Origin of the sequence: Pseudomonas baltica (genome assembly GCF_031880315.1) — a bacterium.
Classification (GTDB): Bacteria; Pseudomonadota; Gammaproteobacteria; order Pseudomonadales; family Pseudomonadaceae; genus Aquipseudomonas.
Genome location: NZ_CP134771.1, coordinates 1,643,283 through 1,666,678, shown reverse-complemented (window position 1 = coordinate 1,666,678; position 23,396 = coordinate 1,643,283). Strand labels below are relative to the sequence as shown.

The window sequence follows — 23,396 nt, the reverse complement described above, 5'->3', positions numbered from 1 at the left end:
CACCGGACGCAACATTTTGCCAGATACCGGGGTCCAGATGCCCGCGAGTGTTGTTCATTCAAACTACAGGAGCAGGGAATGTTCGAATCCGCCGAGATCGGCCACGCCATCGACGACGACACCTATGAAAAACAGCTGCCGGCCCTGCGCGAGGCGTTGCTCGACGTCCAGTACGAGCTCAAGCAGCAGTCGCGCTTCCCGGTCATCATCCTGATCAACGGCATCGAAGGCGCCGGCAAGGGCGAGACGGTCAAGCTGCTCAACGAGTGGATGGACCCGCGGCTGATCGAGGTACGCACCTTCGACAAGCAGACCGACGAGGAGCTGGCCCGCCCGCCGGCCTGGCGTTATTGGCGGCAGTTGCCGGCCAAGGGCCGCATGGGCGTGTTTTTCGGCAACTGGTACAGCCAGATGATTCAGGGGCGGGTGCATGGCGACTTCAACGACGCTGTGCTCGACCAGGCCATCGGTGATGCCGAACGCCTGGAGCAGATGCTGGTCGACGAAGGCGCGCTGATTTTCAAGTTCTGGTTTCACCTGTCCAAGAAGCAGATGAAGGCGCGGCTCAAGGCACTGCAGGACGACCCGCTGCACAGCTGGCGCCTGAGCCCGCTGGACTGGAAGCAGACCGACACCTACGACCGTTTCGTGCGTTTTGGCGAGCGCGTGTTGCGCCGCACCAGCCGCGACTATGCGCCGTGGCATGTGATCGAGGGCGTGGACCCGAACTACCGCAGCCTGGTGGTGGGCAATATCCTGCTCGAAGGGCTGCAGGCGGCGCTCAAGGCGCCGATCGAACCGGTACGCCAGCCCATCGCGCCGCTGGGTGAGAGTATCGATGGCCGTAGCCTGTTGGGCAGCCTTGACCTCAGCCAGCGGCTGGAAAAGGACGACTATCACCAGCAGTTGATCGAAGAACAGGCGCGCCTGGCCACCCTGCTGCGGCACAAGCGCATGAAGGCCCACGCGCTGGTCGCGGTGTTCGAGGGCAACGATGCGGCCGGCAAGGGCGGTGCGATCCGGCGGGTGGCGGCCGCGCTGGACCCGCGCCAATACGCCATCGTGCCGGTGGCCGCGCCGACTCAGGATGAATTGGCCCAGCCGTATCTGTGGCGCTTCTGGCGGCATATACCGGCGCGCGGCAAATTCACCGTGTTCGATCGTTCCTGGTATGGCCGCGTGCTGGTGGAGCGGGTCGAGGGCTTCTGTTCGGAAACCGACTGGATGCGCGCTTACAGCGAGATCAACGACTTCGAAGAGCAGTTGAGCGAGGCCGGCATCATCGTCGTCAAGTTCTGGCTGGCCATTGACGAGAAGACCCAGCTGGAGCGTTTCAAGGCCCGAGAGAAGATCCCTTTCAAGCGCTACAAGATCACTGAAGACGACTGGCGCAACCGCGACAAGTGGGGCCTCTATCGGGATGCGGTGGGGGACATGGTCGATCGCACCAGTACCGAGATCGCCCCGTGGACGCTGGTGGCGGCCAATGACAAACGCTCGGCGCGGGTGCAGGTGCTGCGTACCATCAACGACGCGATCGAGGCGGCGATCAAGAAGGATAAAAAGGGCGGGAAGGGCTGATCATAGAAAGTATTGCCATCACTTGTAAGCGACATGGACCGGCCCTCCGGGAGGGTGACAGGAGGGCGGGTCAGAGCAGAACGTAGAGTGCGCTGCAGTAGTTGTTTCGGTTGCAGGGCCAAGTGGCGGTGGCCAGTGCCAAGGTTGCACTTGCTGGCGCCCGCTTGGCCGGTGTCAGGCCTGGCGTTTCGCTAGTGCGCACAAGCGCGGCTGTCGCGCGCTGTACCCTCAATGCCGGCGCTGAATACGCTCCACATAAGCGGCCATTTCCCGCTCGGCATCTGCGCGAGTGGCGAAGGGCCCCTCGAGGGTGTTCTCCCGAGTACTGAAGTAGAACTGGCCATTGACCAGGCTGAAACGCCCTGCACGAAAGTGCGTTGCTTCATCGGCGTCTTGGGTGCGTTTACCAAACATGACAACTCCCTGGTGAGGTTGACTGACTTGTGCATCAGACTAGCCATCCCCATTGTCCGTGCCTGCCATCCGACCAATGGTCATCGTCATACAGTCACGCGCTGATGTAGTGCACGATTGTGTCTGTCTGTGCGCTCGATGGGCGACTACACTGCACGCTCCCCCCGCCATAGGGCATGAGGCTCTACATGCATATCACTTCCGGACGCTGGGCTTACGGGCTGTTCCTGGCGTTGCTCACCGCTCTGCTTTGGGGCGTTCTGCCGATCAAACTCAAGATAGTCCTGCAGGCCATGGATCCGATCACGGTGACCTGGTTTCGCCTGGTGGGCGCCGGGGGAGTGCTGTTCATCTACCTTGGCCTGACGAAGCGCTTGCCGGCTTTTCGCCCCCTAGGACGCAAAGGCTTCGGCCTGGTGACGCTGGCGGTGCTCGGGCTGGTGGCCAACTACGTGCTGTACCTGTTCGCGCTGCGATTGATCAGCGCGGGTACCGCGCAGTTGATGATCCAGGTAGGGCCGATCTTCTTGATCCTGTGCAGCCTCTATGTGTTCAAGGAGCGTTTCAATCGGGCTCAGTGCATTGGAATGGTCGTGCTGCTTGGCGGGTTCGGGTTGTTTTTCAATCAGCGTATCGGCGAGCTGCTGGGCTCCATGGGTACTTACACCACCGGGGTGCTCCTGGTGTTGCTGGCCTCGGCGGTGTGGACCTTCTATGCGATGAGCCAGAAGCAACTGCTCAATCAATGGAATTCGCTGCAGGTGATGATGGTGATCTACCTGGGCTGCGCGCTGGTAGTGACGCCTTGGGCGCATCCGCTACAAGCCTTGAACCTAAGCCCCCTGCAGGGCTGGCTGTTGCTGGGATGCTGCTTGAATACACTGATTGCCTATGGCGCCTTTGCCGAGGCGCTGGCGCACTGGCAAGCGTCGCGAGTCAGCGCAACCTTGGCATTGACCCCGCTGGTGACCTTTGCGTCGGCGGCCCTGGGGTCCAGTCTGTGGCCAGATCTGGTGCACAGCGAAGACGCCAATGGGCTGGCGTATTTCGGGGCTGTGGTGGTGGTTGCCGGGTCGGCGGTGGTCGCGCTCGGCCCAACGTTGATGGCGAGCTGGCGAGCGCGTCAGGCTGGGGCGAATGCGCCGCAGCCCTCCTGACATCGTTGGCTCGCAGTTCTGCTACGTATGAGTGATCGCTTGCGCGGGCAGGCCTTGCTCTCACACGGCGATGGCTCAAGCGCTGACCAGCGCTGTGAGAGCAAGGGTGCTCGATCCGGGGCCAGGGGCCAGTTCTGCTGGCATTGAATTCAGCCCAGCATATTCTCCGGCCGCACCCACTCATCGAACTCGGCTTCGGTCAGGAATCCCAACTCCAACGCGGCTTCGCGCAAGGTCTTGCCTTCGCCGTACGCTTTCTTGGCGATCTGCGCGGCCTTGTCGTAGCCGATATGCGGGTTCAACGCGGTGACCAGCATCAGGCCACGCTCCAGATGCTCGGCCATCTTCGCCGTATCCGGTTCCAGACCAGCGATGCAGTGGGTCTGGAAGTTGCTGCAGCCATCGGCCAGCAGTCGCACCGATTGCAGCAGGTTATGGATGATCACCGGCTTGAACACATTCAACTGCAGGTGCCCATGACTCGCTGCCATGCTGATCGCGAGGTCGTTGCCCAGCACCTGGCAGGCGAGCATCGACAACGCTTCGCACTGAGTCGGATTGACCTTGCCGGGCATGATCGAGCTGCCTGGTTCATTCGCCGGCAAGCGCACTTCGGCGATGCCGCCGCGTGGCCCAGAGCCCAGCAGGCGCAAGTCGTTGGCCAATTTCATCAAGCTCAGCGCCAGGGTTTTCAAGGCGCCGGCGAGGGTGGTCAAAGGCTCATGGCCCGCCAACGCGGCGAACTTGTTGGGCGCGGTCACGAACGGTAACCCCGACAACGCCGCCAGTTCACCGGCGATCGCCTCGCCAAAACCATGGGGCGCGTTGAGCCCGGTGCCCACCGCCGTGCCGCCTTGAGCCAGCTCGCACACGGCTGGCAGGGCGGCACGAATGGCGCGCTGGGCATGTTCGAGCTGGGCCACGAACGCCGAGATTTCCTGGCCGAAGGTGATCGGGGTGGCGTCCATCATATGGGTGCGGCCGGTCTTGACCAGGTGCATGTGCTTGGCCGACAGCTCGGCCAGGCCGTCGCTCAGCTCCTTGATCGCCGGCAGCAGGTCACCCTGGACTGCTTGCACGGTGGCGATGTGCATGGCCGTGGGGAAGCAGTCGTTGGAGCTTTGCGAGCAGTTGACGTGATCGTTGGGGTGCACCGGCGATTTGCCGCCGCGGCCTTTGCCGGCCAGCTCGTTGGCGCGCCCGGCGATGACTTCGTTGACGTTCATGTTGCTCTGCGTGCCGCTGCCGGTCTGCCACACCACCAGCGGGAACTGGTCGTCGTGTTCACCGGCCAGCACCTCGTTGCTGGCCTGTTCGATCAGCCGGGCGATATCCGCAGGCAGGTCGCCGTTACGGTCATTGACCCTGGCGGCTGCCTTTTTGATCAGTGCCAGGGCGTGCACCACCGCCAGCGGCATGCGCTGATCGCCGATGGCGAAGTTGACCAGCGAGCGTTGAGTCTGCGCCCCCCAGTAGGCCTGTTCCGGAACTTCAACCGGGCCGATGCTGTCTGTTTCCGTGCGGCTCATGCTGCTCTTCTCCTGTCGACGTACTCGTGGCCAAGGCCCGAGACGTGCATTGTCCTTTTCAAGGTCTCGCACTGGCTTTTGCCAAATGCCGAGGTTGAGCAGTTTAGGTGCTCATTGACGACCTGGGTTCCATCCCTGCCGATGAGCCGTCCATACGTTCTGTACCCTCCGGGCTTGAGCCACATGCCGGGTTGGGCGCAGAATGGTCGATTCCGGGGCCTCTGCCTCAGCTGCTAATTTAAGGAAACTCGATGACACGTCTTCGCGCCCTCTGTACCGCGGCCTTTTTTGTCTGCGCCAGCGGCCAGGTGCTCGCTGATACCGCCAGCCACAACGCCAGTGCTGAATCGTTCCTGATGATGGCGCACGCCGACAAACTCGGTACCCCGGTGTACATGCAGGTCCAGCAAATGTTCGCCCAGCGCTTCGAGCAGGCCAACGCGCCTGACTCCAAGAAAGCCGTACTTGAAAGCTACCAGGCCAAGGCCAATGCCGCCCTGGACCAAGCCATCGGCTGGCCGAAACTCAAGCCCGACATGGTCAAGCTGTACACCGACAACTTCACCGAAACCGAGCTCAAGGACCTGGTCAAGTTCTACCAGTCGCCACTGGGCAAGAAAGTCCTGGAAAAAATGCCGCAAGTCACCCAGCAGTCGGCTCAGCTGACTCAGGCCAAGCTCGAAAGCGCCGTGCCTGTGGTCAACAAGCTGCTGCAGGACATGACTACCGAAATCACCCCGGCCAAAGCGGCTGCACCCGCACCTGCAGCACCGGCTAAAAAGCCGTAACGGAGCCGGTCATGTCCATGCACCAACGGATCGAACAGACCCTTGCCTTGCTGCAGCCCAGCCACTTGCAGGTGCTCGACGAGAGCCACATGCACAGCCGGGGCACGCAGACGCACTACAAGGCGGTGGTGGTCAGTGAGCGCTTTGCCGGGCTCAATAGCGTCAAGCGCCACCAGTTGGTGTACGGCACGCTGGGCGAGCTGATGGGCGAGTTCCACGCCCTGGCCTTGCACACCTACACCCCTCAGGAGTGGGAGCAGACCGGCGCCGCGCCGGCTTCCCCGACCTGCGCCGGTGGTGGGCATTGATCCAAATGCGCTAGAATATCGGCCGCCATTTTCACCTTGAAGGTGGCGCCGAATGCACAACCTGTGGGAGTGGGCTCTGCCCGCGAAGCATTCAGTTCGGTGGTCGTGTCCTGCACGGTTCCGGATGACGCCTTCGTGGGCAGCGCCCACTCCCACAGTGATTTCTGCCACATCATTACCCGGTCCGCCCTTTGCGAGGGTGACCACCAGGAGCGTTATACCCATGGCTCAACCTATAGTCGTGGCGGCCTTGTACAAGTTCGTCACCCTCGAAGATTACGTGCAACTGCGCGAGCCGCTGTTGCAAGCCATGACCGCCAATGGCGTCAAAGGCACCCTGCTGATTGCCGAAGAAGGCATCAACGGCACCGTCTCCGGCAGCCGTGAAGGCATCGACGGTCTGCTGGCCTGGCTGCGGAGCGACCCGCGCATGATCGACATCGATCACAAGGAATCGTACTGCGACGAACAGCCGTTCTACCGCACCAAGGTCAAGCTGAAAAAAGAGATCGTCACCCTCGGCGTGCCCGGCGTCGATCCCAACCGCAAGGTCGGGACCTACGTCGAGCCCCAGGACTGGAACGCGCTGATCGATGACCCTGAAGTACTGTTGATCGATACCCGTAACGATTACGAAGTGTCGATCGGCACCTTCGAAGGCGCCATCGATCCCAAGACCACCTCGTTCCGCGAATTTCCGGACTACATCAAGGCCAATTTCGACCCCGCCGTGCACAAGAAGGTGGCGATGTTCTGCACCGGTGGCATCCGCTGCGAGAAAGCCTCCAGCTACATGCTCGGCGAGGGCTTCGGCGAGGTCTATCACCTCAAGGGCGGCATCCTCAAATACCTCGAGCAAGTGCCTCAGGAGCAGAGCAAGTGGCAGGGCGACTGCTTTGTGTTCGACAACCGCGTGACCGTTCGTCACGATCTGACCGAAGGCGACTATGATCAATGTCATGCCTGCCGCACGCCGATCAGTGTCGAGGATCGTATGTCGGAGCACTACGCCCCCGGTATCAGCTGCCCGCATTGCTGGGATACCCTGAGCGACAAGACGCGCCGCAGCGCAGTCGATCGGCAAAAGCAGATCGAACTGGCCAAGGCGCGTAACCAGCCCCATCCGATCGGTCACAACTACCGCAAAGCCTCCGAGGTCTGACATGCCCAGCCGCCTGCTCTACGTGATGGACCCCATGTGCTCATGGTGTTGGGGGTTCGCCCCCGTAGCGCAGGCGTTGATCGAGCAGGCCGAGGCTGCGGGCGTCAAGACCCACCTGGTGGTCGGCGGATTGCGCACGGGGGCCGGCGCAGCGCTGGACCCGACCAAGCGCGCCTATATTCTGGAACACTGGCAGGCGGTCAAGGAGGCCACCGGCCAGCCGTTCAACCTCGATGATCCACTGCCGGAAGGCTTTGTCTACGATACCGAGCCGGCGTGCCGGGCGGTGGCCACGGTGCGCGAACTGGACGCCGACAGCGCCTGGCCGATGGTGCAGCGGATTCAGCAGGCGTTTTACGCCGAAGGCCGCGACACCACCCGCGCCGACGTGCTGGTGGAACTGGCCGAGGCGGCCGGTGTGCCGCGGATCGAGTTTGCCGGGGCGTTCGACACTAAACCGATGCACGCTGCCACGGCGCAGGATTTTACCTGGGTGCAGGATCTGGGCATCGCCGGCTTCCCGACCCTGCTGGTGGAACGCGATGGCCAGATGGCCCTGCTGACCAATGGTTATCAACCCCTGGAGCCCCTCGCTGCGCTGCTCGGCCGTTGGCTGGAGCGCGGCCAGGATGCGTAAACCGCAACCACCGCAATCCCCTGTGGGACTGGGCTCTGCCCACGTAGCTTCGCGGGCAGAGCCCCCTCCCACAGGGGATCAGGTGGCGCGCTCCGATCGCCTGACATGGGCTGAAATCCGCCGCCTGGCCCTGCGCCATCGCCGATCCCTGTGGTTGGCCAACGGCGTCGCAGTACTGGCGACGCTGTGCACCGTGCCGGTACCGCTGCTGCTGCCATTGCTGGTCGATGAGGTGCTGCTCGGCCATGGCAACGCGGCCCTGCAATGGATGAATCATCTGCTGCCCGCCAGCATGCAGAAGCCGGTCGGCTACATTGCCCTGATGCTGACGTTCACCCTGTGCCTGCGCCTGTGCTCGCTGGTGTTCAACGTCATTCAGGCCCGGCAGTTCGCGCGGTTGTCCAAGGACATCGTCTACCGCGTGCGATTGCGCCTGATCGAACGGCTCAAGCGCATCTCCTTGAGCGAGTACGAAAGCCTGGGCAGCGGCACCGTGACCACTCACCTGGTCACCGATCTCGACACCCTGGACAAATTCATCGGCGAGACCCTGAGCAAGTTTCTGGTCGCCGTGCTCACCCTGGCCGGTACCGCTTCCATCCTGATGTGGATGCACTGGCAGCTGGCGCTGTTGATTCTGCTGTTCAACCCGTTGGTGATCTACGCCACGGTGCAAATGGGCAAGCGAGTCAAATCGCTGAAGAAACTCGAAAACGACAGCACCTCTCGCTTCACCCAGGCGCTCACCGAGACCCTCGATGCCATTCAGGAGATCCGTGGCGGCAACCGCCAGGGTTTTTTCCTTGGGCGCCTGGGCCTGCGAGCGCGAGAAGTACGGGATTACGCGATCGCCTCGCAATGGAAGAGCGATGCCTCGGGGCGCGCCAGTGGCTTGCTGTTTCAGTTTGGTATCGATATTTTTCGCGCGGCGGCCATGCTCACCGTGCTGTTCTCCGATCTGTCGATCGGGCAGATGCTGGCGGTGTTCAGCTACCTGTGGTTCATGATTACGCCGGTCGAGCAGCTGCTGAACCTGCAATACGCCTATTACGCCGCCGGCGGCGCGATGACTCGCATCAACGAGCTGCTCGCGCGCGCCGATGAGCCGCAGTATGCCGGTGGCGTCGACCCGTTCCAGCAGCGCCAGACGGTCGGTATCGATGTGCGTGGGCTGTGCTTCGGCTACGGCGACGAACGGGTGCTCGACCAACTCGATCTGTCGATTCTGCCGGGCGAGAAAGTCGCCATTGTGGGTGCCAGCGGCGGCGGCAAAAGCACTCTGGTGCAACTGCTGCTGGGACTTTATACCCCCAGCGCGGGGACCATCCGCTTTGGTGGCGCGACGATGCAGGAGATCGGCCTGGATACGCTGCGTGAGCACGTGGCGGTGGTGTTGCAGCATCCGTCGCTGTTCAACGACAGCATCCGCGCCAACCTGACCATGGGCCGCGAGCGCACTGACGACGCCTGTTGGAACGCTCTGCAGATCGCCCAGCTGGACGCCACCGTGCGTGCACTGCCCCAAGGGCTGGACAGCGTGGTGGGCCGCTCCGGGGTGCGGTTGTCCGGTGGTCAGCGCCAGCGTCTGGCCATTGCGCGGATGATCCTTGCCAACCCAAAGGTGGTCATCCTCGACGAGGCCACCTCGGCTCTGGACGCCGCCACCGAGTACAACCTGCATAGGGCCATGACCCACTTCCTGCAGGGGCGCACCACCTTGATCATCGCTCACCGACTGTCGGCGGTGAAGCAGGCCGATCGTGTGGTGGTGTTCGACGGCGGGCACGTCGCCGAGGATGGCGATCATCAGCAACTGATTGCCGATGGCGGCCTCTATGCGAAGCTGTATGGACATTTGCAGCAGGTGTGATAATTGTGGAGCGTGGTCCATCGTGCGGGAACGCGCACAGCCTGCGAAGGCGCTGATGGCATAGGCGGCAAGGCAGCCAGCGCTTTCGCGCGCAAAGCCCGCTCCCACGGATAATTGTGAAACATTTCAAGCCGATAGCAATAAGATGGCTATGTGCTTTGACTCATGGCCTACGCTGTGCTGATGTGAGCGAAGTTTTACCTGACGCTGTCTGACTGTGCTGATGCAAGGGACCTCATGAAGCAAAATCGGACACTCGAAAAGCCGCGCCTGTTGGGTATCGTCTGGCCGTTTATCGCCGTCGTCATCCTCTTGGCTCTGCTGGGGTGCGTAAGCTTGTATGCCTTGTCGGCGGTACGCGGCTACGTTGCTGGCGAGAGCCTGTGGTCCAAGGGCCAGAAAGATGCCATCTACTATCTGAGCCTGTACGCCGACCACCCCGACGAACAGATCTTCGCCAAGTACCAGCAGGCGATCGCCATCCCTCAGGGCAGCCACGATCTGCGTGTCGCCCTCGACCAGCCGGTGCCCGACATCGAAAAGGCGCGTCGCGGTCTGGCGCAGGGCGGCAATCATCCCGATGATTTTGACGGGGTGATCTGGTTCTTTCTCAATTTCCGTCATTTCAGCTACTTCGCCCAGGCCATCGATCTGTGGACCATTGGTGACGGTTATCTGGTGCAACTCGATCGCGTGGCGCAGCAGATGCACGCCAGCCTGCAGGCGGGGGACGCGACCGTGCAGGACCTGGGCCGCTGGAAGCAGCAGATCCTCGAGATCAACGACGGCGTGACACCTGCCGCCGTGGCCTTCAGCGAGGCGCTGGGCCAGGGCTCGCGGTTCATGCTCAAGTTGCTGGTGGCAGTCAATCTCGGTACCGCACTGGTGTTGATCGCCCTGGCGTTGTGGCGTACCAGCAAGTTGCTGACCCAGCGCCAGGCGTTCGCGGTGGCGTTGCAGGCTGAAAAGGACCGGGCGCAGATTACCCTGGCATCGATCGGCGACGGAGTGATCGCTACCGACGTCGATGGCTCGATCGTCTACATGAACCCGGCCGCCGAGCACTTGACCCACTGGAACGCTGGTCAGGCCAGCGGATTGCCTTTGGCGGCGCTGTTCAATCTACTGGACGAAAACGCGGAGAAAGACGCTTATACCCTCATCGAACGCATTTATGGCGGGCAGCTCAATGGCGGCAGCGAGCATGCCAAGCTGATCCAGCGCCTGGACGGCAGTACGGTGTCGGTGACCTTGGTGGGCGCACCGATCATGACCGAGGGCAAGATCGGCGGCACGGTGCTGGTGCTGCACGACATGACGCAAGAGCGCCAATACATCGCCAACCTGTCCTGGCAGGCCACCCACGACGCCCTCACCGGGCTGGCTAACCGTCGCGAATTCGAATACCGCCTGGAGCTGGCCCTGAACGGGCTGATGCGCCAGCCAAGCCGCCACTCGTTGATGTTCCTCGATCTCGATCAGTTCAAGCTGGTCAACGACACCAGTGGCCACGCCGCTGGCGACGAACTGCTGCGACACATTTGCGCCTTGCTGCAATCGGGCCTGCGTGAAGGGGATACCCTGGCGCGACTGGGTGGCGACGAGTTCGGCATTCTCCTGGAGAACTGCCCGCCAGAGACCGCCGAAAAGATCGCCGAAGGCCTGCGCGAAACCGTGCAGAACCTGCACTTCGTGTGGAAGACCCGGCCGTTCATGACTTCGGTCAGTATTGGCCTGGTGCACATCACGCAAATGCCGACCAGCCTGGAGGCTTCGCTGCGGGCCGCCGACATGGCATGTTACATGGCCAAGGAAAAGGGCCGTAATCGGGTGCAGGTCTACCACGCCGATGATACCGAGCTGTCGGTGCGCTTCGGTGAAATGGCCTGGGTGCAACGCCTGCACATGGCACTGGAAGAGAACCGTTTTTGCCTCTACAGTCAGGAGATCGCCGGTCTTGACCCCTCAGCGCAGCGTGGCGGGCACATCGAGGTACTGTTGCGCCTGCAGGACGAAAACGGTCGAATCATCCTCCCGGACAGCTTCATCCCGGCTGCCGAGCGCTACGGGCTGATGACCACGCTGGACCGCTGGGTGGTGCAAAACGTCTTCAAGGTCATTGCCCAATGCATCAGCGAAACACCCGTCGACTCGGCGACGCCGTTGGCGCTGTGTGCGATCAATCTGTCGGGCAGCAGCATCGGCGATGACGAATTCCTTGATTACTTGCAGGAACAGTTCCACCGCTTTTCGATACCACCGAACATGATTTGCTTCGAGATCACCGAAACCAGCGCCATCGCCAACCTGGGCAGCGCCATTCGTTTCATCAATGAGCTCAAGGCGCTGGGGTGCCAGTTTTCACTCGACGATTTCTGCGCTGGCATGTCGTCTTTTGCGTATCTCAAGCACTTGCCGGTGGATTACCTGAAGATCGACGGGAGCTTCGTCAAGGACATGCTCGACGACCCGATCAACCGCGCCATGGTCGAGGTGATCAACCATATCGGGCACGTGATGGGTAAACGCACCATCGCCGAATTCGTCGAGACACCACTGATTGAACAGGCCCTGATGGAGATCGGGGTCGATTATGCGCAGGGGTACCTCATCGAGAGGCCTCAGCCTTTTACCTGTGACAGTTTGCGACGGATCGATGAACGCCTCAGGCCCTTACTTTTCAAGGCACCGGGTACTTTCCGTTGAAGACTGCCACTGCGCGGTTTTTTACCAACGGAAAGGAAAGTGTCGATGAACGAGGTCTTTGAAGGTTTCACCAGAACCGGCCCACTCATGGAAGCCGCGAGCTACCCGGTGTGGGCGCAGCAGCTGATCAGCGATTGCGCACCGAGCAAGCGCCGGGTGGTCGAGCATGAGCTGTACAGGCGCATGCGCGATAACACCCTGAGCCCCAGAACGATGCGCCAGTACCTGATCGGTGGCTGGCCGGTAGTCGAGCAATTCGCCTTGTATATGGCGCAAAACCTGACCAAGACGCGCTTTGCCCGTCATCAGGGTGAGGACATGGCGCGTCGCTGGCTCATGCGCAACATCCGCGTCGAACTCAATCACGCCGATTACTGGGTGCATTGGGCCAACGCCCACGGGGTCAGCCTTGAGGATCTGCAGGCGCAGAAGGTCTCGCCGCAACTGCATGCGCTGAGTCACTGGTGCTGGCAGAGCTGTTCGACCGATCCGTTGATGATCGCCATGGCCGCCACCAACTACGCTATCGAAGGGGCGACCGGAGAGTGGGCGGCGATCGTCTGTAGCCAGGACACCTATGCCAATGCCTTCCCGGAAGAGGGCCGCAAGCGCGCCATGAAGTGGCTTAAGATGCACGCCCAGTACGACGATGCCCACCCGTGGGAAGCCCTGGAAATCGTCTGCACCCTGGCGGGCCCCAACCCGTCGCGGATCATCCAGGCGGATATCCGCAAAGCTGTGTGCAAGAGCTATGACTACATGTTTTTGTTTCTGGAGCACTGCATGGAGATCGAGCGCGGCGGCACGAAGGAGGCTGCGGCGCAGCTTCAGCCTAGTTATGCCTGAAATCCCGTGGTCTGCAGGCTCGGCTTATGCGCCGCCGAAAGCGCAACCTTGCTCCCACGGGTGTTCATCGCAGAATCTGCCAACACTGTGGAAGCGAAGCTTGCGCGCGAAGAGGCCCGCCAGATCACCCATGACTGACTGAACTACTGCGCATTGAAAGCCTGGCCGGACACCCCGGCGCTGTCGGGCCCCAGCAGGTACAGATACACCGGCATGATCGCTTCCGGGCTCGGGTTGTTGCTCGGGTCCTCCGCGGGATAAGCCTGCGCGCGCATATCGGTCCGGGTCGCGCCCGGGTTGATGCTGTTGGCGCGTACCGGCGCGACACCCTGCAATTCGTCGGCGAGGGTCTGCATCAGGCCCTCGGTGGCAAACTTCGATACTCCATACGCGCCCCAGTAGGCCCGCCCTTTGCGGCCGACGCTGCTGGAAGTGAACACCACCGAGCCGTCCTGCGAGCGCTTGAGCAAGGGCAGCAGCGCGCTGGTGAGCATGAACATGGCATTGACGTTGACCTGCATCACCTCCATGAATTGTGCACCACCCAACTGCTCGAGCGGTGTGCGCGGGCCAATTATCGAGGCGTTGTGCAGCAAGCCGTCGAGGTGGCCGAATTCGGTTTCAAGCATCGATGCCAGGGCCTGGTACTGGTCGGGCTGCGCCGTGGCCAGGTCGAACGGGATCACCGCCGGGCGCGGATAGCCAGCGGCTTCGATCTGATCGTACACAGCGCTCAGACGCGATTCGGTCTTGCCCAGCAACAGCACTGTGGCGCCATGGGCTGCAAAGCTCAACGCCGCTGCTGCGCCGATACCGCGCCCGGCACCGGTGACCAGGATGATGCGGCCTTTGAGCAGGTGGGGGCGGGGGGTGTAGTCGAACATGGGGATTCCTCTAGTGATTACGCCCGCCAAGCGCGTCCACAAAATCCCTGCGAGAGCAGGCTCTGCCCCCAGGTTCTTGTGGCGTCATTGCGGGCCTCTTCCTGGGCAGAGCCCAGTCCCATAGGGGCAGCGGCCTACCAGACGGCGTTATCAACAGCCACACACCGCCTGATCCAGCAACGCGCGCAGCTCCAGCGGGTGATCCACCACCGCATCGGCCCCCCAGTGGTTGGGGTTGTCGTCCGGATGGATGTAGCCGTAGCGCACGGCCACGGTCTTGGTCCCGGCATCGCGGCCCGACTCGATATCGCGCAGATCATCGCCCACGAACAGCACGGCGGCCGGGTCCAGGTTCAGCTGCTTGCAGGCCAGCAGCAGGGGCTCTGGGTCCGGCTTGCTGCGGGTCACATGATCCGGGCAGATCAGCACCGCAGAGCGTTCGGCCAGGCCCAGTTGCTGCATGATCGGCTCGGCGAAGCGCACCGGCTTGTTGGTCACCACGCCCCAGATCAGCCCGCCTTTTTCGATGTCGGCGAGCAATTCGGCCATACCGTCATACAGGTGGCTGTGCACTGCGCAGCCCACCTGATAGCGTTCCAGGAACTCCAGGCGCAAGGCTTCGAACTCGGGCGCATCAGCGCTGATCTCGAAGCTGGCGCAGACCATTGCCTTGGCCCCGCCCGAGACCACATCGCGGATCAGTTTATCGGCGATCGGCGCCAGCCCGCGCTCGGCACGCATGGCCTGGCAGATGGCGATGAAATCCGGCGCGGTGTCGAGCAGCGTGCCGTCCATGTCGAATAAAACCGCTCGTAACCGCATGCCGCTTACTCCTCGCGCAGAGTCTGGATCATGTAGTTGACGTCGACATCGGACGCCAGCTTGTAATGCTTGGTCAGGGGATTGTAGGTCAGGCCGATGATGTCCTTGACCTGCAGGCCGGCTTGACGGCTCCAGGCACCCAGCTCCGAAGGGCGGATGAATTTCTTGAAGTCGTGGGTGCCGCGCGGCAGCAGCTTGAGGACATATTCAGCGCCGAGGATCATCAGCGCGTAGGCCTTGGGATTGCGGTTGATGGTGGAGAAGAACACCTGGCCGCCGGGCTTGACCATAGCGCAGCAGGCGCGGATCACCGAGGAAGGGTCGGGCACGTGCTCGAGCATTTCGAGGCAGGTGACCACATCGAACTGCGCCGGCATCTCTTCGGCCAGGGCTTCGGCGGTGATCTGTCGGTATTCGACGGTCACACCCGACTCCAGCTGATGCAGCTGGGCTACGGCCAGCGGCGCTTCGCCCATGTCGATGCCCATGACCGTGGCACCGCGCAGGGCCATGGCTTCACTGAGGATACCGCCGCCGCAGCCCACATCCAGGACCTTCTTGCCGGCCAGCTTGACCCGTTCGTCGATCCAGTTGACGCGCAACGGGTTGATATCGTGCAGCGGCTTGAACTCGCTCTCGCGGTCCCACCAGCGATGGGCCAGGGCCTCGAATTTGGCGATTTCTGCGGTGTCGACGTTGCTCATGTGTATTCCTCTAAAGCTTGAAAATTCGTGGCGGAACGCGCGCCCTCGTTACTGGGGCGGCCGTGATGAATCTTTGATGCGTTTCCCCCATTGCACCGCGCAGGCGTGCAGGCGGCCTTCGTCCAGGCTGGTCAGGCGCCGATCATCGAGCAATTGCCGGCCCTCCACCCAAACGTGGCGCACGCAGTGGCGGCCACTGGCATAAATCAGTTGCGAAACCGGGTCGTAGATCGGCTGCTGCGCCAGGCCAGACAGGTCGAAAGCGGTGATGTCTGCAGCCTTGCCCAATTCCAGCGAGCCGATGTGTTCTTCCAGGCCCATGGCCCGGGCCCCATTGAGCGTAGCCATGCGCAAGGCGCGGTGGGCATCCAATGCAGTGGCGGAGCCGGCCACGGCCTTGGCCAGCAGCGCGGCGGTGCGGGTTTCGCCGAGCAGGTCGAGGTCGTTGTTGCTGGCCGCGCCATCGGTGCCGATCGCCACATTGACGCCGGCCTGCCAGAGCCGCTCTACCGGGCAGAAGCCGCTGGCCAGCTTGAGATTGGACTCGGGGCAATGCACCACGCTGCAATTGTGTTCGACCAGCAGGGCGATGTCCGCATCGGTGATCTGAGTCATGTGCACGGCCTGGAAGCGTGGGCCCAGCAAGCCCGCGCGGGCAAGACGAGCCAGGGGGCGTTCGCCGGTCTGCTCCACGCCCTGTTGCACTTCGAAGGCGGTCTCGTGCACATGCATATGAATGGCCGCGTCCATTTCGTCGGCCAGCACGCGGATCTTCTGCAGATTCTCGTCGTTGACGGTGTAGGGCGCATGGGGGCCGAAGGCAATGCTGATGCGCGGGTGATGGCGCATCTCGCCAAAAAGCTCGACGCCCTGGTGCAATGCTTCGTCCGTGGTGCGCGCGCCCGGGATCTCGAAGTCGAGCACCGGCACGGTGATCTGCGCGCGCATGCCGCTGAGGTTGACCCGTTCGCAAGCCACCCACGGATAGAAGTACATGTCCGAGAAGCAGGTGATACCGCCCTGCAACTGCTCGGCGATGGCCAGGTCGGTACCGTCGGCGACGAAGCTTTCGTCGACCCAGCGGCCTTCAGCGGGCCAGATGTGGTGTTCGAGCCAGGTCATCAGCGGCAGGTCGTCGGCCATGCCGCGAAACAGCGTCATCGCCGCGTGGCCGTGGGCGTTGATCAGGCCGGGGCTGAGCAGCATGCCGGGCAGTTCGCGAACCTCGGCAGCCGTTTGCCGCAGGGCTTCTTCGCGGGGGCCGATAAACGCGATGCGGCCATCGCGGATGCCCAGGCCGTGATCATGCAGCACGACCCCGGCCGGCTCGACGGGCACCAGCCAGCTTGGCAGGAGCAACAAGTCGAGAGGGGCGGCGCGGTTGGGCATGGTCAGGTTTCCGAGGCTTTTGATCGATGATGGCGAAGTATACCCGAGCGTCTGCGACGGGGGCTCGCTATAATCGACCGCTTTTGATGTCCGAGTACGGGGTGTGGCATGCGCGATCGACTGTTGGCTGCAGAGAAAGTAAAAGCCATCGATTGGCGGGACGGCGCCTTGTACCTGCTCGATCAACGGGTCTTGCCGTTCCAGCAGACCTGGCTGCGCTACGACGACGCCCGGGCCGTGGCCGAGGCAATTCGCTCGATGGTGGTGCGCGGCGCCCCGGCGATCGCCATCAGCGCGGCCTATGGCCTGGTCCTCAGTGCCCGTCGGCACCTGGCTGCCGGCGGCGACTGGCAGGCAGCGCTGAAGCAGGATTTCGCCGTACTTTTGCGTGCGCGCCCGACTGGCGCCAATCTGTCGTGGGCCCTTAATCGCCTGCGTGAACGCCTGGAGCGCTTGCGCCCTCAGGAAGATCCGCTGGCCGTGCTCGAGGCCGAAGCCATCACCCTCCATGAGAGCGACCGCGAAGCCAACCTGACCATGGCCCAATTGGGCGTCGACCTGATTCGCCGCCATCAGGGCAATGTGCAGGCATTGCTGACCCACGGCAATACCGGCGCTTTGGCCACGGGCGGTTTCGGTACGGCGCTGGGTGTGATTCGTGGCGCCTGGCTGGAAGGCATGGTCGAACGCGTGTACGCCGGCGAGACCCGACCCTGGCTGCAGGGCTCGCGGCTGACGGCCTGGGAGCTCGCCAACGAGGGCATCCCGGTGACCATCAATGCCGACTCCGCGGCGGCGCACCTGATGAAAACCAAGGGCATCACCTGGGTGATCGTCGGTGCCGACCGCATTACCGCCAATGGCGACGTGGCCAGCAAGATCGGCACCTACCACCTGGCGGTCGCGGCGATGCACCACGGCGTGCGGTTCATGGTGGTCGCGCCGAGTTCGAGCATCGACATGAGCCTGGCCAGTGGCGAGGATATTTTGCTCGAAGAGCGCGATACCCGCGAGTTGCTGGATATCGGCGGGCAAACTCTTGACCTGGACGCCATCAACCCGGTGTTCGACGTGACCCCAGCGGATTTGATCGATGTCATCGTTACCGAGAAAGGGATCGTCGAACGGCCGGATACGGCAAAGTTGACGCAGTTGATGTGTCGCAAGCGGTTGCATTGATACTGCTGAAACCGCCAAAAGCTTCGCGGCACAGCCTGCTCCAACAGGTGGGTTGTGCAGCTTTTCTATTTAGCCGCGCGTAAATACATATTAAGCGCAGGCCAAAACAGCACCAAAGCCCCTCAGAGCCGCCTCAGGCTGATTGCCCCATCGATTAATGGGAAACCAAGCCCTCTGGGGGATAGGTGCCTGGCGGCGATTGTGATACCATCCGGCGGTTTACGGGACCGCTCCAACGAGCCGTGTCGCGTGCCCAGTTGCAGGGCATAACGTATTGATTTGTCGTAAGTCGTTGCATGGCACCGGTCTGCAGCGGCAAGCCTTGCGCGTCCCATGAGGTCAGCGCGGGTTTCACCAGAAAAAGGAATCAGGCTTCTCATGGGCGAACTGGCCAAAGAAATCCTCCCGGTCAATATCGAAGACGAGCTGAAACAGTCCTACCTCGACTACGCGATGAGCGTGATTGTCGGGCGGGCACTGCCCGATGCACGCGATGGCTTGAAGCCCGTGCACCGCCGCGTACTCTTCGCAATGAGCGAGCTGGGCAACGACTGGAACAAGCCGTACAAGAAATCCGCCCGTGTGGTCGGTGACGTGATCGGTAAGTATCACCCGCACGGTGATACCGCGGTGTACGACACCATCGTCCGCATGGCGCAGCCGTTCTCGCTGCGTTACCTGCTGGTCGATGGCCAGGGCAACTTCGGTTCGGTGGACGGCGACAACGCTGCGGCCATGCGATACACCGAAGTGCGCATGACCAAGCTGGCCCACGAGCTGCTGGCCGACTTGCACAAGGAGACCGTCGACTGGGTGCCCAACTACGACGGCACCGAGCAGATCCCGGCGGTCATGCCGACGCGCATTCCCAACCTGCTGGTCAACGGCTCGAGCGGTATCGCAGTGGGCATGGCCACCAACATTCCGCCGCACAACCTCGGTGAAGTCATCGACGGCTGCCTGGCGCTGATCGACAACGCCGAGATCACTGTCGATGAACTGATGCAGTTCATCCCCGGCCCGGACTTCCCCACTGCCGGTATCATCAACGGTCGCGCCGGCATCATCGAGGCTTACCGTACCGGCCGTGGCCGCATCTATATGCGCGCCCGCTCGCACATCGAAGACATCGACAAGGTTGGTGGCCGCCAGCAGATCGTGGTCACCGAGCTGCCGTATCAGCTCAACAAGGCCCGTCTGATCGAGAAGATCGCCGAACTGGTCAAAGAGAAAAAACTCGAAGGCATCACCGAGTTGCGTGACGAGTCCGACAAGGACGGCATGCGCATCGTCATCGAGCTGCGTCGCGGCGAAGTGCCTGAGGTGATCCTCAACAACCTGTTCGCCCAGACCCAGATGCAGGCCGTGTTCGGGATCAACGTCGTTGCCCTGATCGATGGCCGTCCGCGCATCCTCAACCTCAAGGACCTGCTCGAAGCCTTCGTCCGTCACCGCCGTGAAGTGGTCACGCGTCGTACCGTGTTCGAGCTGCGCAAGGCCCGTGAACGTGGCCATATCCTGGAAGGTCAAGCGGTCGCGCTGTCCAACATCGATCCGGTCATCGCCCTGATCAAGGCCTCGCCAACGCCGTCGGAAGCCAAGGAAGCGCTGATCAAGATGCCGTGGGAATCCGAAGCCGTGGCGACCATGGTCGAGCGCGCTGGCGCCGATTCGTGCCGCCCCGAGAACCTTGATCCGCAATACGGCATGCGCGACGGCAAGTACTTCCTGTCGCCCGAGCAAGCCCAGGCCATTCTGGACCTGCGTCTGCACCGTCTGACCGGCCTGGAACACGAGAAGCTGCTGGCCGAATACCAGGAGATCCTCAACCAGATCGGCGAGCTGATCCGCATCCTCAGCAGCGCCACGCGCCTGATGGAAGTGATCCGCGAAGAGCTCGAACTGATCCGCGCCGAATACGGCGACGTGCGCCGCACCGAGATCCTCGACGCGCGCCTCGACCTGACCCTGGGTGACATGATCCCGGAAGAAGAGCGCGTGGTGACCATTTCCCACACCGGTTACGCCAAGACCCAACCGCTGGCTGCCTATCAGGCTCAGCGTCGCGGCGGCAAAGGCAAATCCGCCACCGGCGTCAAGGACGAGGACTACATCTCGCACCTGCTGGTCGCCAACAGCCACACCACGCTGCTGCTGTTCTCCAGCAAGGGCAAGGTGTACTGGCTCAAGACCTACGAAATCCCCGAAGCGTCCCGCGCCGCCCGTGGTCGTCCGCTGGTCAACCTGCTGCCGCTTGGTGAGGGTGAGTACATCACCACCATGCTGCCGGTCGAGGAATACACCGAAGGCCACTTCATCTTCATGGCGACCGCCAACGGTACCGTCAAGAAGACCCCGCTGGAGCAATTCAGCCGTCAGCGCAGCGTTGGTCTGATCGCCCTGGAGCTGGACGAAGGCGACATCCTCATCAGCGCCTCGATCACTGATGGCGAGCGTGAAGTGATGCTGTTCTCCGACGGTGGCAAGGTCACCCGCTTCAAGGAGTCCGACGTCCGCGCCATGGGCCGTACCGCCCGCGGTGTGCGCGGCATGCGCCTGCCTGAAGACCAGAAGCTGATCTCCATGATCATCCCTGAAGAGGGCAGCCAGATCCTTACCGCTTCCGAACGTGGCTACGGCAAGCGTACCGCGATCACCGAGTTCCCCGAGTACAAGCGTGGCGGTCAGGGCGTTATCGCCATGGTCAGCAACGATCGCAACGGCCGTCTGGTCGGTGCGGTGCAAGTACTCGATGGTGAAGAGATCATGCTGATCTCCGATCAGGGCACCCTGGTGCGCACCCGCGTCGGCGAAGTCTCCAGCCTGGGCCGCAACACTCAGGGTGTGACCCTGATCAAGCTGGCCAGCGACGAGAAGCTGGTGGGCCTTGAGCGCGTGCAGGAGCCATCCGAAGTCGAGGGCGAGGAATTGCTCGAAGGCGAGGAGGGCTATGAAGCCCCTGCAGCGATCGACGGTGATGGGTTGGACGGTGACGTGGCCGAAGGCGATGCCGATGGCGATGTGATCCAGGACTAATATAAGCAGGTGATGTCGGGCTGTTGGGGGCTGGCTTTTGAGCGATGGTGGTCTTGCCGACCTCTTCGCGAGCAAGCTTGCTCCTGCAGTACCAACAGGCCCTGCGGCACACACCTGTAGGAGCAAGGCTTGCCCGCGAAGGGGTCCCCAAGCCTTGTGCAACACTCTCAAATTTTCTCAGGCCAAAGCGAGAACCAGACGTGAGCAATCGAGCCTTTAACTTCTGCGCAGGCCCAGCTGCGCTTCCTGAAGCCGTACTGCGCCGCGCCCAGGGCGAGATGCTCGACTGGCATGGCAAGGGCTTGTCGGTCATGGAAATGAGCCACCGCAGCGACGAGTACGTGGCCATCGCCGAGAAGGCCGAGCAGGACCTGCGTGACCTGCTGTCCGTGCCCAACAACTACAAGGTGCTGTTTCTGCAAGGCGGCGCCAGCCAGCAGTTCGCGGAGATCCCGCTCAACCTGCTGCCCGAAAACGGCACCGCCGACTACATCGAGACCGGCATCTGGTCGAAAAAGGCCATCGAAGAGGGGCGTCGCTACGGCAACATCAACGTCGCCGCCAGCGCCAAGCCCTACGACTACCTGAACATCCCCGGCCAGAATGAGTGGAACCTCACTCCCGGCGCGGCCTACATTCATTACGCCTCGAACGAAACCATCGGCGGCCTGGAATTCGACTGGGTTCCGCAGACCGGCGACGTCCCGCTGGTCGTGGACATGTCCTCGGACATCCTCTCGCGCCCTGTCGATGTCTCGCAGTTCGGCATGATCTACGCCGGTGCGCAAAAGAACATCGGCCCCAGCGGCCTGGTGGTGGTGATCATCCGCGAAGACCTGCTCGGCAAGGCCCGCAGTGTCTGCCCGACCATGCTCAACTACAAGGTCGCCGCCGACAACGGCTCGATGTACAACACCCCGGCCAGCTACTCCTGGTACCTCTCGGGCCTGGTGTTCGAGTGGCTCAAGGAGCAGGGCGGCGTCGACGCCATGGAAAAACGCAACAGGGCGAAAAAAGACCTGCTCTACGGCTTCATCGACAAGAGCGCGTTCTACAGCAACCCGATCGCCATCAACGTCCGCTCGTGGATGAACGTGCCGTTCCGCTTGGCGGACGAGCGCCTCGACAAGGCCTTCCTGGCCGGTGCCGACGAGCGCCGTCTGCTCAACCTGCGTGGCCACCGCTCGGTCGGCGGCATGCGCGCCTCTATCTACAATGCCCTGGGCCTGGATGCGGTTGAAGCGCTGATCGCCTACATGGCCGAGTTCGAGAAGGAACACGCCTGATGTCCGAACACGAACTCCAGGCACTGCGCGTGCGCATCGACAGCCTCGACGAGAAAATCATCGAGCTGATCAGCGATCGCGCACGCTGCGCCGAAGAAGTCGCCCGCGTGAAAATGGCCGCACTCAAGGAAGGCGAAGTGCCGGTGTTCTATCGTCCGGAGCGTGAGGCGCAGGTGCTCAAGCGCGTCATGGAGCGCAACAAGGGGCCCCTCAGCAATGAGGAAATGGCCCGCTTGTTCCGCGAAGTGATGTCCTCGTGCCTGGCGCTGGAGAACCCGCTCAGGGTTGCCTATCTGGGCCCGGAGGGGACCTTCACCCAGGCTGCGGCCATGAAGCACTTCGGCCACGCCGTCATCAGCGCGCCTATGGCCGCCATCGACGAAGTGTTCCGCGAAGTGGTGGCCGGCTCGGTCAACTTTGGCGTCGTGCCTGTAGAAAACTCCACCGAGGGTGCAGTCAACCACACCCTCGACAGTTTTCTCGAACACGACATGGTCATCTGCGGCGAAGTCGAACTGCGTATTCACCATCACTTGCTGATCGGCGAAAACACCAAGTCCGCCAACATCAGCCGCATCTATTCCCACGCCCAGTCGCTGGCCCAGTGCCGCAAGTGGCTGGACGCACATTATCCCAACGTCGAGCGCATCGCCGTGGCCAGCAATGCCGAAGCGGCCAAGCGGGTCAAGAGCGAGTGGAATTCGGCAGCGATCGCCGGTGACATGGCGGCCAGCCTCTACGACCTGCAGCGCCTGGCAGAAAAGATCGAAGACCGCCCCGACAACTCGACCCGGTTCCTGATCATCGGCAACCAGGAAGTACCGCCCACTGGCGACGACAAGACCTCGATCATCGTCTCCATGAGTAACAAGCCGGGCGCGCTGCACGAGTTGCTGGTGCCGTTCCACGAGAACAACATTGACCTCACTCGCATCGAAACGCGGCCCTCGCGCAGCGGCAAGTGGACCTATGTGTTCTTCATCGATTTCGTCGGTCATCACCGCGATCCGTTGATCAAAGGCGTGCTCGAACGTATACGTCAGGAAGCCGTGGCGCTGAAAGTGCTGGGCTCCTACCCCAAAGCTGTGCTCTGAGGCC

Annotated in this window: 19 protein-coding genes; 13 read left to right on the top strand and 6 right to left on the bottom strand. The window is 62.3% G+C overall.

The annotated features are described in order from the left end of the window. The first annotated feature begins 78 nt into the window (after positions 1–78). Complete coding sequence (gene pap / locus REH34_RS07290; RefSeq protein WP_311971242.1) at positions 79–1,581, top strand: polyphosphate:AMP phosphotransferase; 1,503 nt, start codon at positions 79–81, stop codon at positions 1,579–1,581. 228 nt (positions 1,582–1,809) lie between these two features. Here the strand turns inward: pap and REH34_RS07285 are convergent, their stop codons facing one another. Next, entirely contained in the window at positions 1,810–1,995 is a 186-nt protein-coding gene (locus REH34_RS07285) for a DUF6316 family protein (RefSeq protein WP_226505221.1), read from the bottom strand. A 188-nt stretch (positions 1,996–2,183) separates the two neighbouring features. On the opposite strand from REH34_RS07285, the gene REH34_RS07280 reads away from it, so the two are divergent. Continuing rightward, a complete protein-coding gene (locus tag REH34_RS07280) occupies positions 2,184–3,152 on the top strand; it encodes a DMT family transporter (protein ID WP_226505222.1) in 969 nt (322 codons plus the stop codon). Positions 3,153–3,301: 149 nt separating this feature from the next. Here the strand turns inward: REH34_RS07280 and REH34_RS07275 are convergent, their stop codons facing one another. Further along, positions 3,302–4,681, bottom strand: a complete 1,380-nt coding sequence (locus tag REH34_RS07275) for a class II fumarate hydratase (protein WP_226505223.1) — start codon at positions 4,679–4,681, stop codon at positions 3,302–3,304. Positions 4,682–4,932: 251 nt separating this feature from the next. Between REH34_RS07275 and REH34_RS07270 the strand changes: the two genes are divergently transcribed. From REH34_RS07270 to REH34_RS07240, 7 genes are all read left to right on the top strand, one after another. Continuing rightward, positions 4,933–5,469 (top strand): DUF2059 domain-containing protein, encoded by a 537-nt coding sequence (locus REH34_RS07270; RefSeq protein ID WP_226505224.1) that lies wholly within the window; start codon positions 4,933–4,935, stop codon positions 5,467–5,469. An 11-nt stretch (positions 5,470–5,480) separates the two neighbouring features. Then, positions 5,481–5,777: a BolA family transcriptional regulator gene (locus REH34_RS07265; protein ID WP_226505225.1), complete on the top strand. Its 297-nt coding sequence runs from the start codon at positions 5,481–5,483 to the stop codon at positions 5,775–5,777. Between the two features lie 223 nt (positions 5,778–6,000). Then, entirely contained in the window at positions 6,001–6,939 is a 939-nt protein-coding gene (locus REH34_RS07260) for a rhodanese-related sulfurtransferase (protein WP_226505226.1), read from the top strand. Between the two features lies 1 nt (position 6,940). Next, a complete protein-coding gene (locus tag REH34_RS07255) occupies positions 6,941–7,576 on the top strand; it encodes a DsbA family protein (RefSeq protein ID WP_226505227.1) in 636 nt (211 codons plus the stop codon). Then, positions 7,506–9,446, top strand: coding sequence for an ABC transporter ATP-binding protein (locus REH34_RS07250; RefSeq protein WP_311971240.1), 1,941 nt, complete (start codon positions 7,506–7,508; stop codon positions 9,444–9,446). Before REH34_RS07255 ends, REH34_RS07250 begins: the two co-directional genes overlap by 71 nt. Positions 9,447–9,683: 237 nt before the next feature. Beyond that, positions 9,684–12,152 (top strand): EAL domain-containing protein, encoded by a 2,469-nt coding sequence (locus REH34_RS07245; protein ID WP_311971239.1) that lies wholly within the window; start codon positions 9,684–9,686, stop codon positions 12,150–12,152. Between the two features lie 45 nt (positions 12,153–12,197). Continuing rightward, positions 12,198–12,998, top strand: coding sequence for an iron-containing redox enzyme family protein (locus tag REH34_RS07240; RefSeq protein ID WP_311971238.1), 801 nt, complete (start codon positions 12,198–12,200; stop codon positions 12,996–12,998). Between the two features lie 143 nt (positions 12,999–13,141). Here the strand turns inward: REH34_RS07240 and REH34_RS07235 are convergent, their stop codons facing one another. The 4 genes from REH34_RS07235 to REH34_RS07220 form a co-directional block, all read right to left on the bottom strand. After that, positions 13,142–13,882: a YciK family oxidoreductase gene (locus REH34_RS07235; RefSeq protein ID WP_311971237.1), complete on the bottom strand. Its 741-nt coding sequence runs from the start codon at positions 13,880–13,882 to the stop codon at positions 13,142–13,144. Positions 13,883–14,032: 150 nt separating this feature from the next. Continuing rightward, entirely contained in the window at positions 14,033–14,704 is a 672-nt protein-coding gene (gene mupP / locus REH34_RS07230) for an N-acetylmuramic acid 6-phosphate phosphatase MupP (RefSeq protein WP_226505232.1), read from the bottom strand. 5 nt (positions 14,705–14,709) lie between these two features. Next, on the bottom strand, positions 14,710–15,408 hold the full coding sequence (ubiG, locus tag REH34_RS07225; protein ID WP_226505233.1) for a bifunctional 2-polyprenyl-6-hydroxyphenol methylase/3-demethylubiquinol 3-O-methyltransferase UbiG: 699 nt from the start codon (positions 15,406–15,408) through the stop codon (positions 14,710–14,712). Positions 15,409–15,456: 48 nt separating this feature from the next. Next, entirely contained in the window at positions 15,457–16,797 is a 1,341-nt protein-coding gene (locus REH34_RS07220) for a TRZ/ATZ family hydrolase (protein ID WP_226505234.1), read from the bottom strand. Positions 16,798–16,905: 108 nt separating this feature from the next. On the opposite strand from REH34_RS07220, the gene mtnA reads away from it, so the two are divergent. The 4 genes from mtnA (at position 16,906) to pheA (ending at position 23,392) form a co-directional block, all read left to right on the top strand. Then, a complete protein-coding gene (gene mtnA / locus REH34_RS07215) occupies positions 16,906–17,976 on the top strand; it encodes an S-methyl-5-thioribose-1-phosphate isomerase (protein ID WP_226505235.1) in 1,071 nt (356 codons plus the stop codon). A 378-nt stretch (positions 17,977–18,354) separates the two neighbouring features. Beyond that, positions 18,355–21,012 carry a DNA gyrase subunit A gene (gene gyrA / locus REH34_RS07210; RefSeq protein ID WP_409373260.1) on the top strand — a complete coding sequence of 886 codons (2,658 nt, stop codon included), beginning with the start codon at positions 18,355–18,357 and terminating at the stop codon, positions 21,010–21,012. 200 nt (positions 21,013–21,212) lie between these two features. Next, positions 21,213–22,298, top strand: coding sequence for a 3-phosphoserine/phosphohydroxythreonine transaminase (gene serC / locus REH34_RS07205; protein WP_311971236.1), 1,086 nt, complete (start codon positions 21,213–21,215; stop codon positions 22,296–22,298). After that, the gene (pheA, locus tag REH34_RS07200) at positions 22,298–23,392 is read left to right on the top strand and encodes a prephenate dehydratase (RefSeq protein WP_226505238.1); all 1,095 of its coding nucleotides are present in this window, start codon (positions 22,298–22,300) and stop codon (positions 23,390–23,392) included. Before serC ends, pheA begins: the two co-directional genes overlap by 1 nt. The last annotated feature ends 4 nt before the right edge of the window (positions 23,393–23,396 follow it).

What these genes read in the sequence shown, in the direction of transcription:
- REH34_RS07280 (WP_226505222.1), top strand. Translation starts at nt 2,184, where the DNA reads ATGCATATCACTTCCGGACGCTGGGCTTACGGGCTGTTCCTGGCGTTG.
- REH34_RS07260 (WP_226505226.1), top strand. Translation starts at nt 6,001, where the DNA reads ATGGCTCAACCTATAGTCGTGGCGGCCTTGTACAAGTTCGTCACCCTC.
- REH34_RS07250 (WP_311971240.1), top strand. Translation starts at nt 7,506, where the DNA reads ATGGTTATCAACCCCTGGAGCCCCTCGCTGCGCTGCTCGGCCGTTGGC.
- REH34_RS07275 (WP_226505223.1), bottom strand. Translation starts at nt 4,681, where the DNA reads ATGAGCCGCACGGAAACAGACAGCATCGGCCCGGTTGAAGTTCCGGAA.
- REH34_RS07255 (WP_226505227.1), top strand. Translation starts at nt 6,941, where the DNA reads ATGCCCAGCCGCCTGCTCTACGTGATGGACCCCATGTGCTCATGGTGT.
- REH34_RS07285 (WP_226505221.1), bottom strand. Translation starts at nt 1,995, where the DNA reads ATGTTTGGTAAACGCACCCAAGACGCCGATGAAGCAACGCACTTTCGT.
- pheA (WP_226505238.1), top strand. Translation starts at nt 22,298, where the DNA reads ATGTCCGAACACGAACTCCAGGCACTGCGCGTGCGCATCGACAGCCTC.
- REH34_RS07270 (WP_226505224.1), top strand. Translation starts at nt 4,933, where the DNA reads ATGACACGTCTTCGCGCCCTCTGTACCGCGGCCTTTTTTGTCTGCGCC.
- REH34_RS07245 (WP_311971239.1), top strand. Translation starts at nt 9,684, where the DNA reads ATGAAGCAAAATCGGACACTCGAAAAGCCGCGCCTGTTGGGTATCGTC.
- REH34_RS07240 (WP_311971238.1), top strand. Translation starts at nt 12,198, where the DNA reads ATGAACGAGGTCTTTGAAGGTTTCACCAGAACCGGCCCACTCATGGAA.
- REH34_RS07220 (WP_226505234.1), bottom strand. Translation starts at nt 16,797, where the DNA reads ATGCCCAACCGCGCCGCCCCTCTCGACTTGTTGCTCCTGCCAAGCTGG.
- REH34_RS07235 (WP_311971237.1), bottom strand. Translation starts at nt 13,882, where the DNA reads ATGTTCGACTACACCCCCCGCCCCCACCTGCTCAAAGGCCGCATCATC.
- mupP (WP_226505232.1), bottom strand. Translation starts at nt 14,704, where the DNA reads ATGCGGTTACGAGCGGTTTTATTCGACATGGACGGCACGCTGCTCGAC.
- mtnA (WP_226505235.1), top strand. Translation starts at nt 16,906, where the DNA reads ATGCGCGATCGACTGTTGGCTGCAGAGAAAGTAAAAGCCATCGATTGG.
- gyrA (WP_409373260.1), top strand. Translation starts at nt 18,355, where the DNA reads ATGGGCGAACTGGCCAAAGAAATCCTCCCGGTCAATATCGAAGACGAG.
- REH34_RS07265 (WP_226505225.1), top strand. Translation starts at nt 5,481, where the DNA reads ATGTCCATGCACCAACGGATCGAACAGACCCTTGCCTTGCTGCAGCCC.
- pap (WP_311971242.1), top strand. Translation starts at nt 79, where the DNA reads ATGTTCGAATCCGCCGAGATCGGCCACGCCATCGACGACGACACCTAT.
- ubiG (WP_226505233.1), bottom strand. Translation starts at nt 15,408, where the DNA reads ATGAGCAACGTCGACACCGCAGAAATCGCCAAATTCGAGGCCCTGGCC.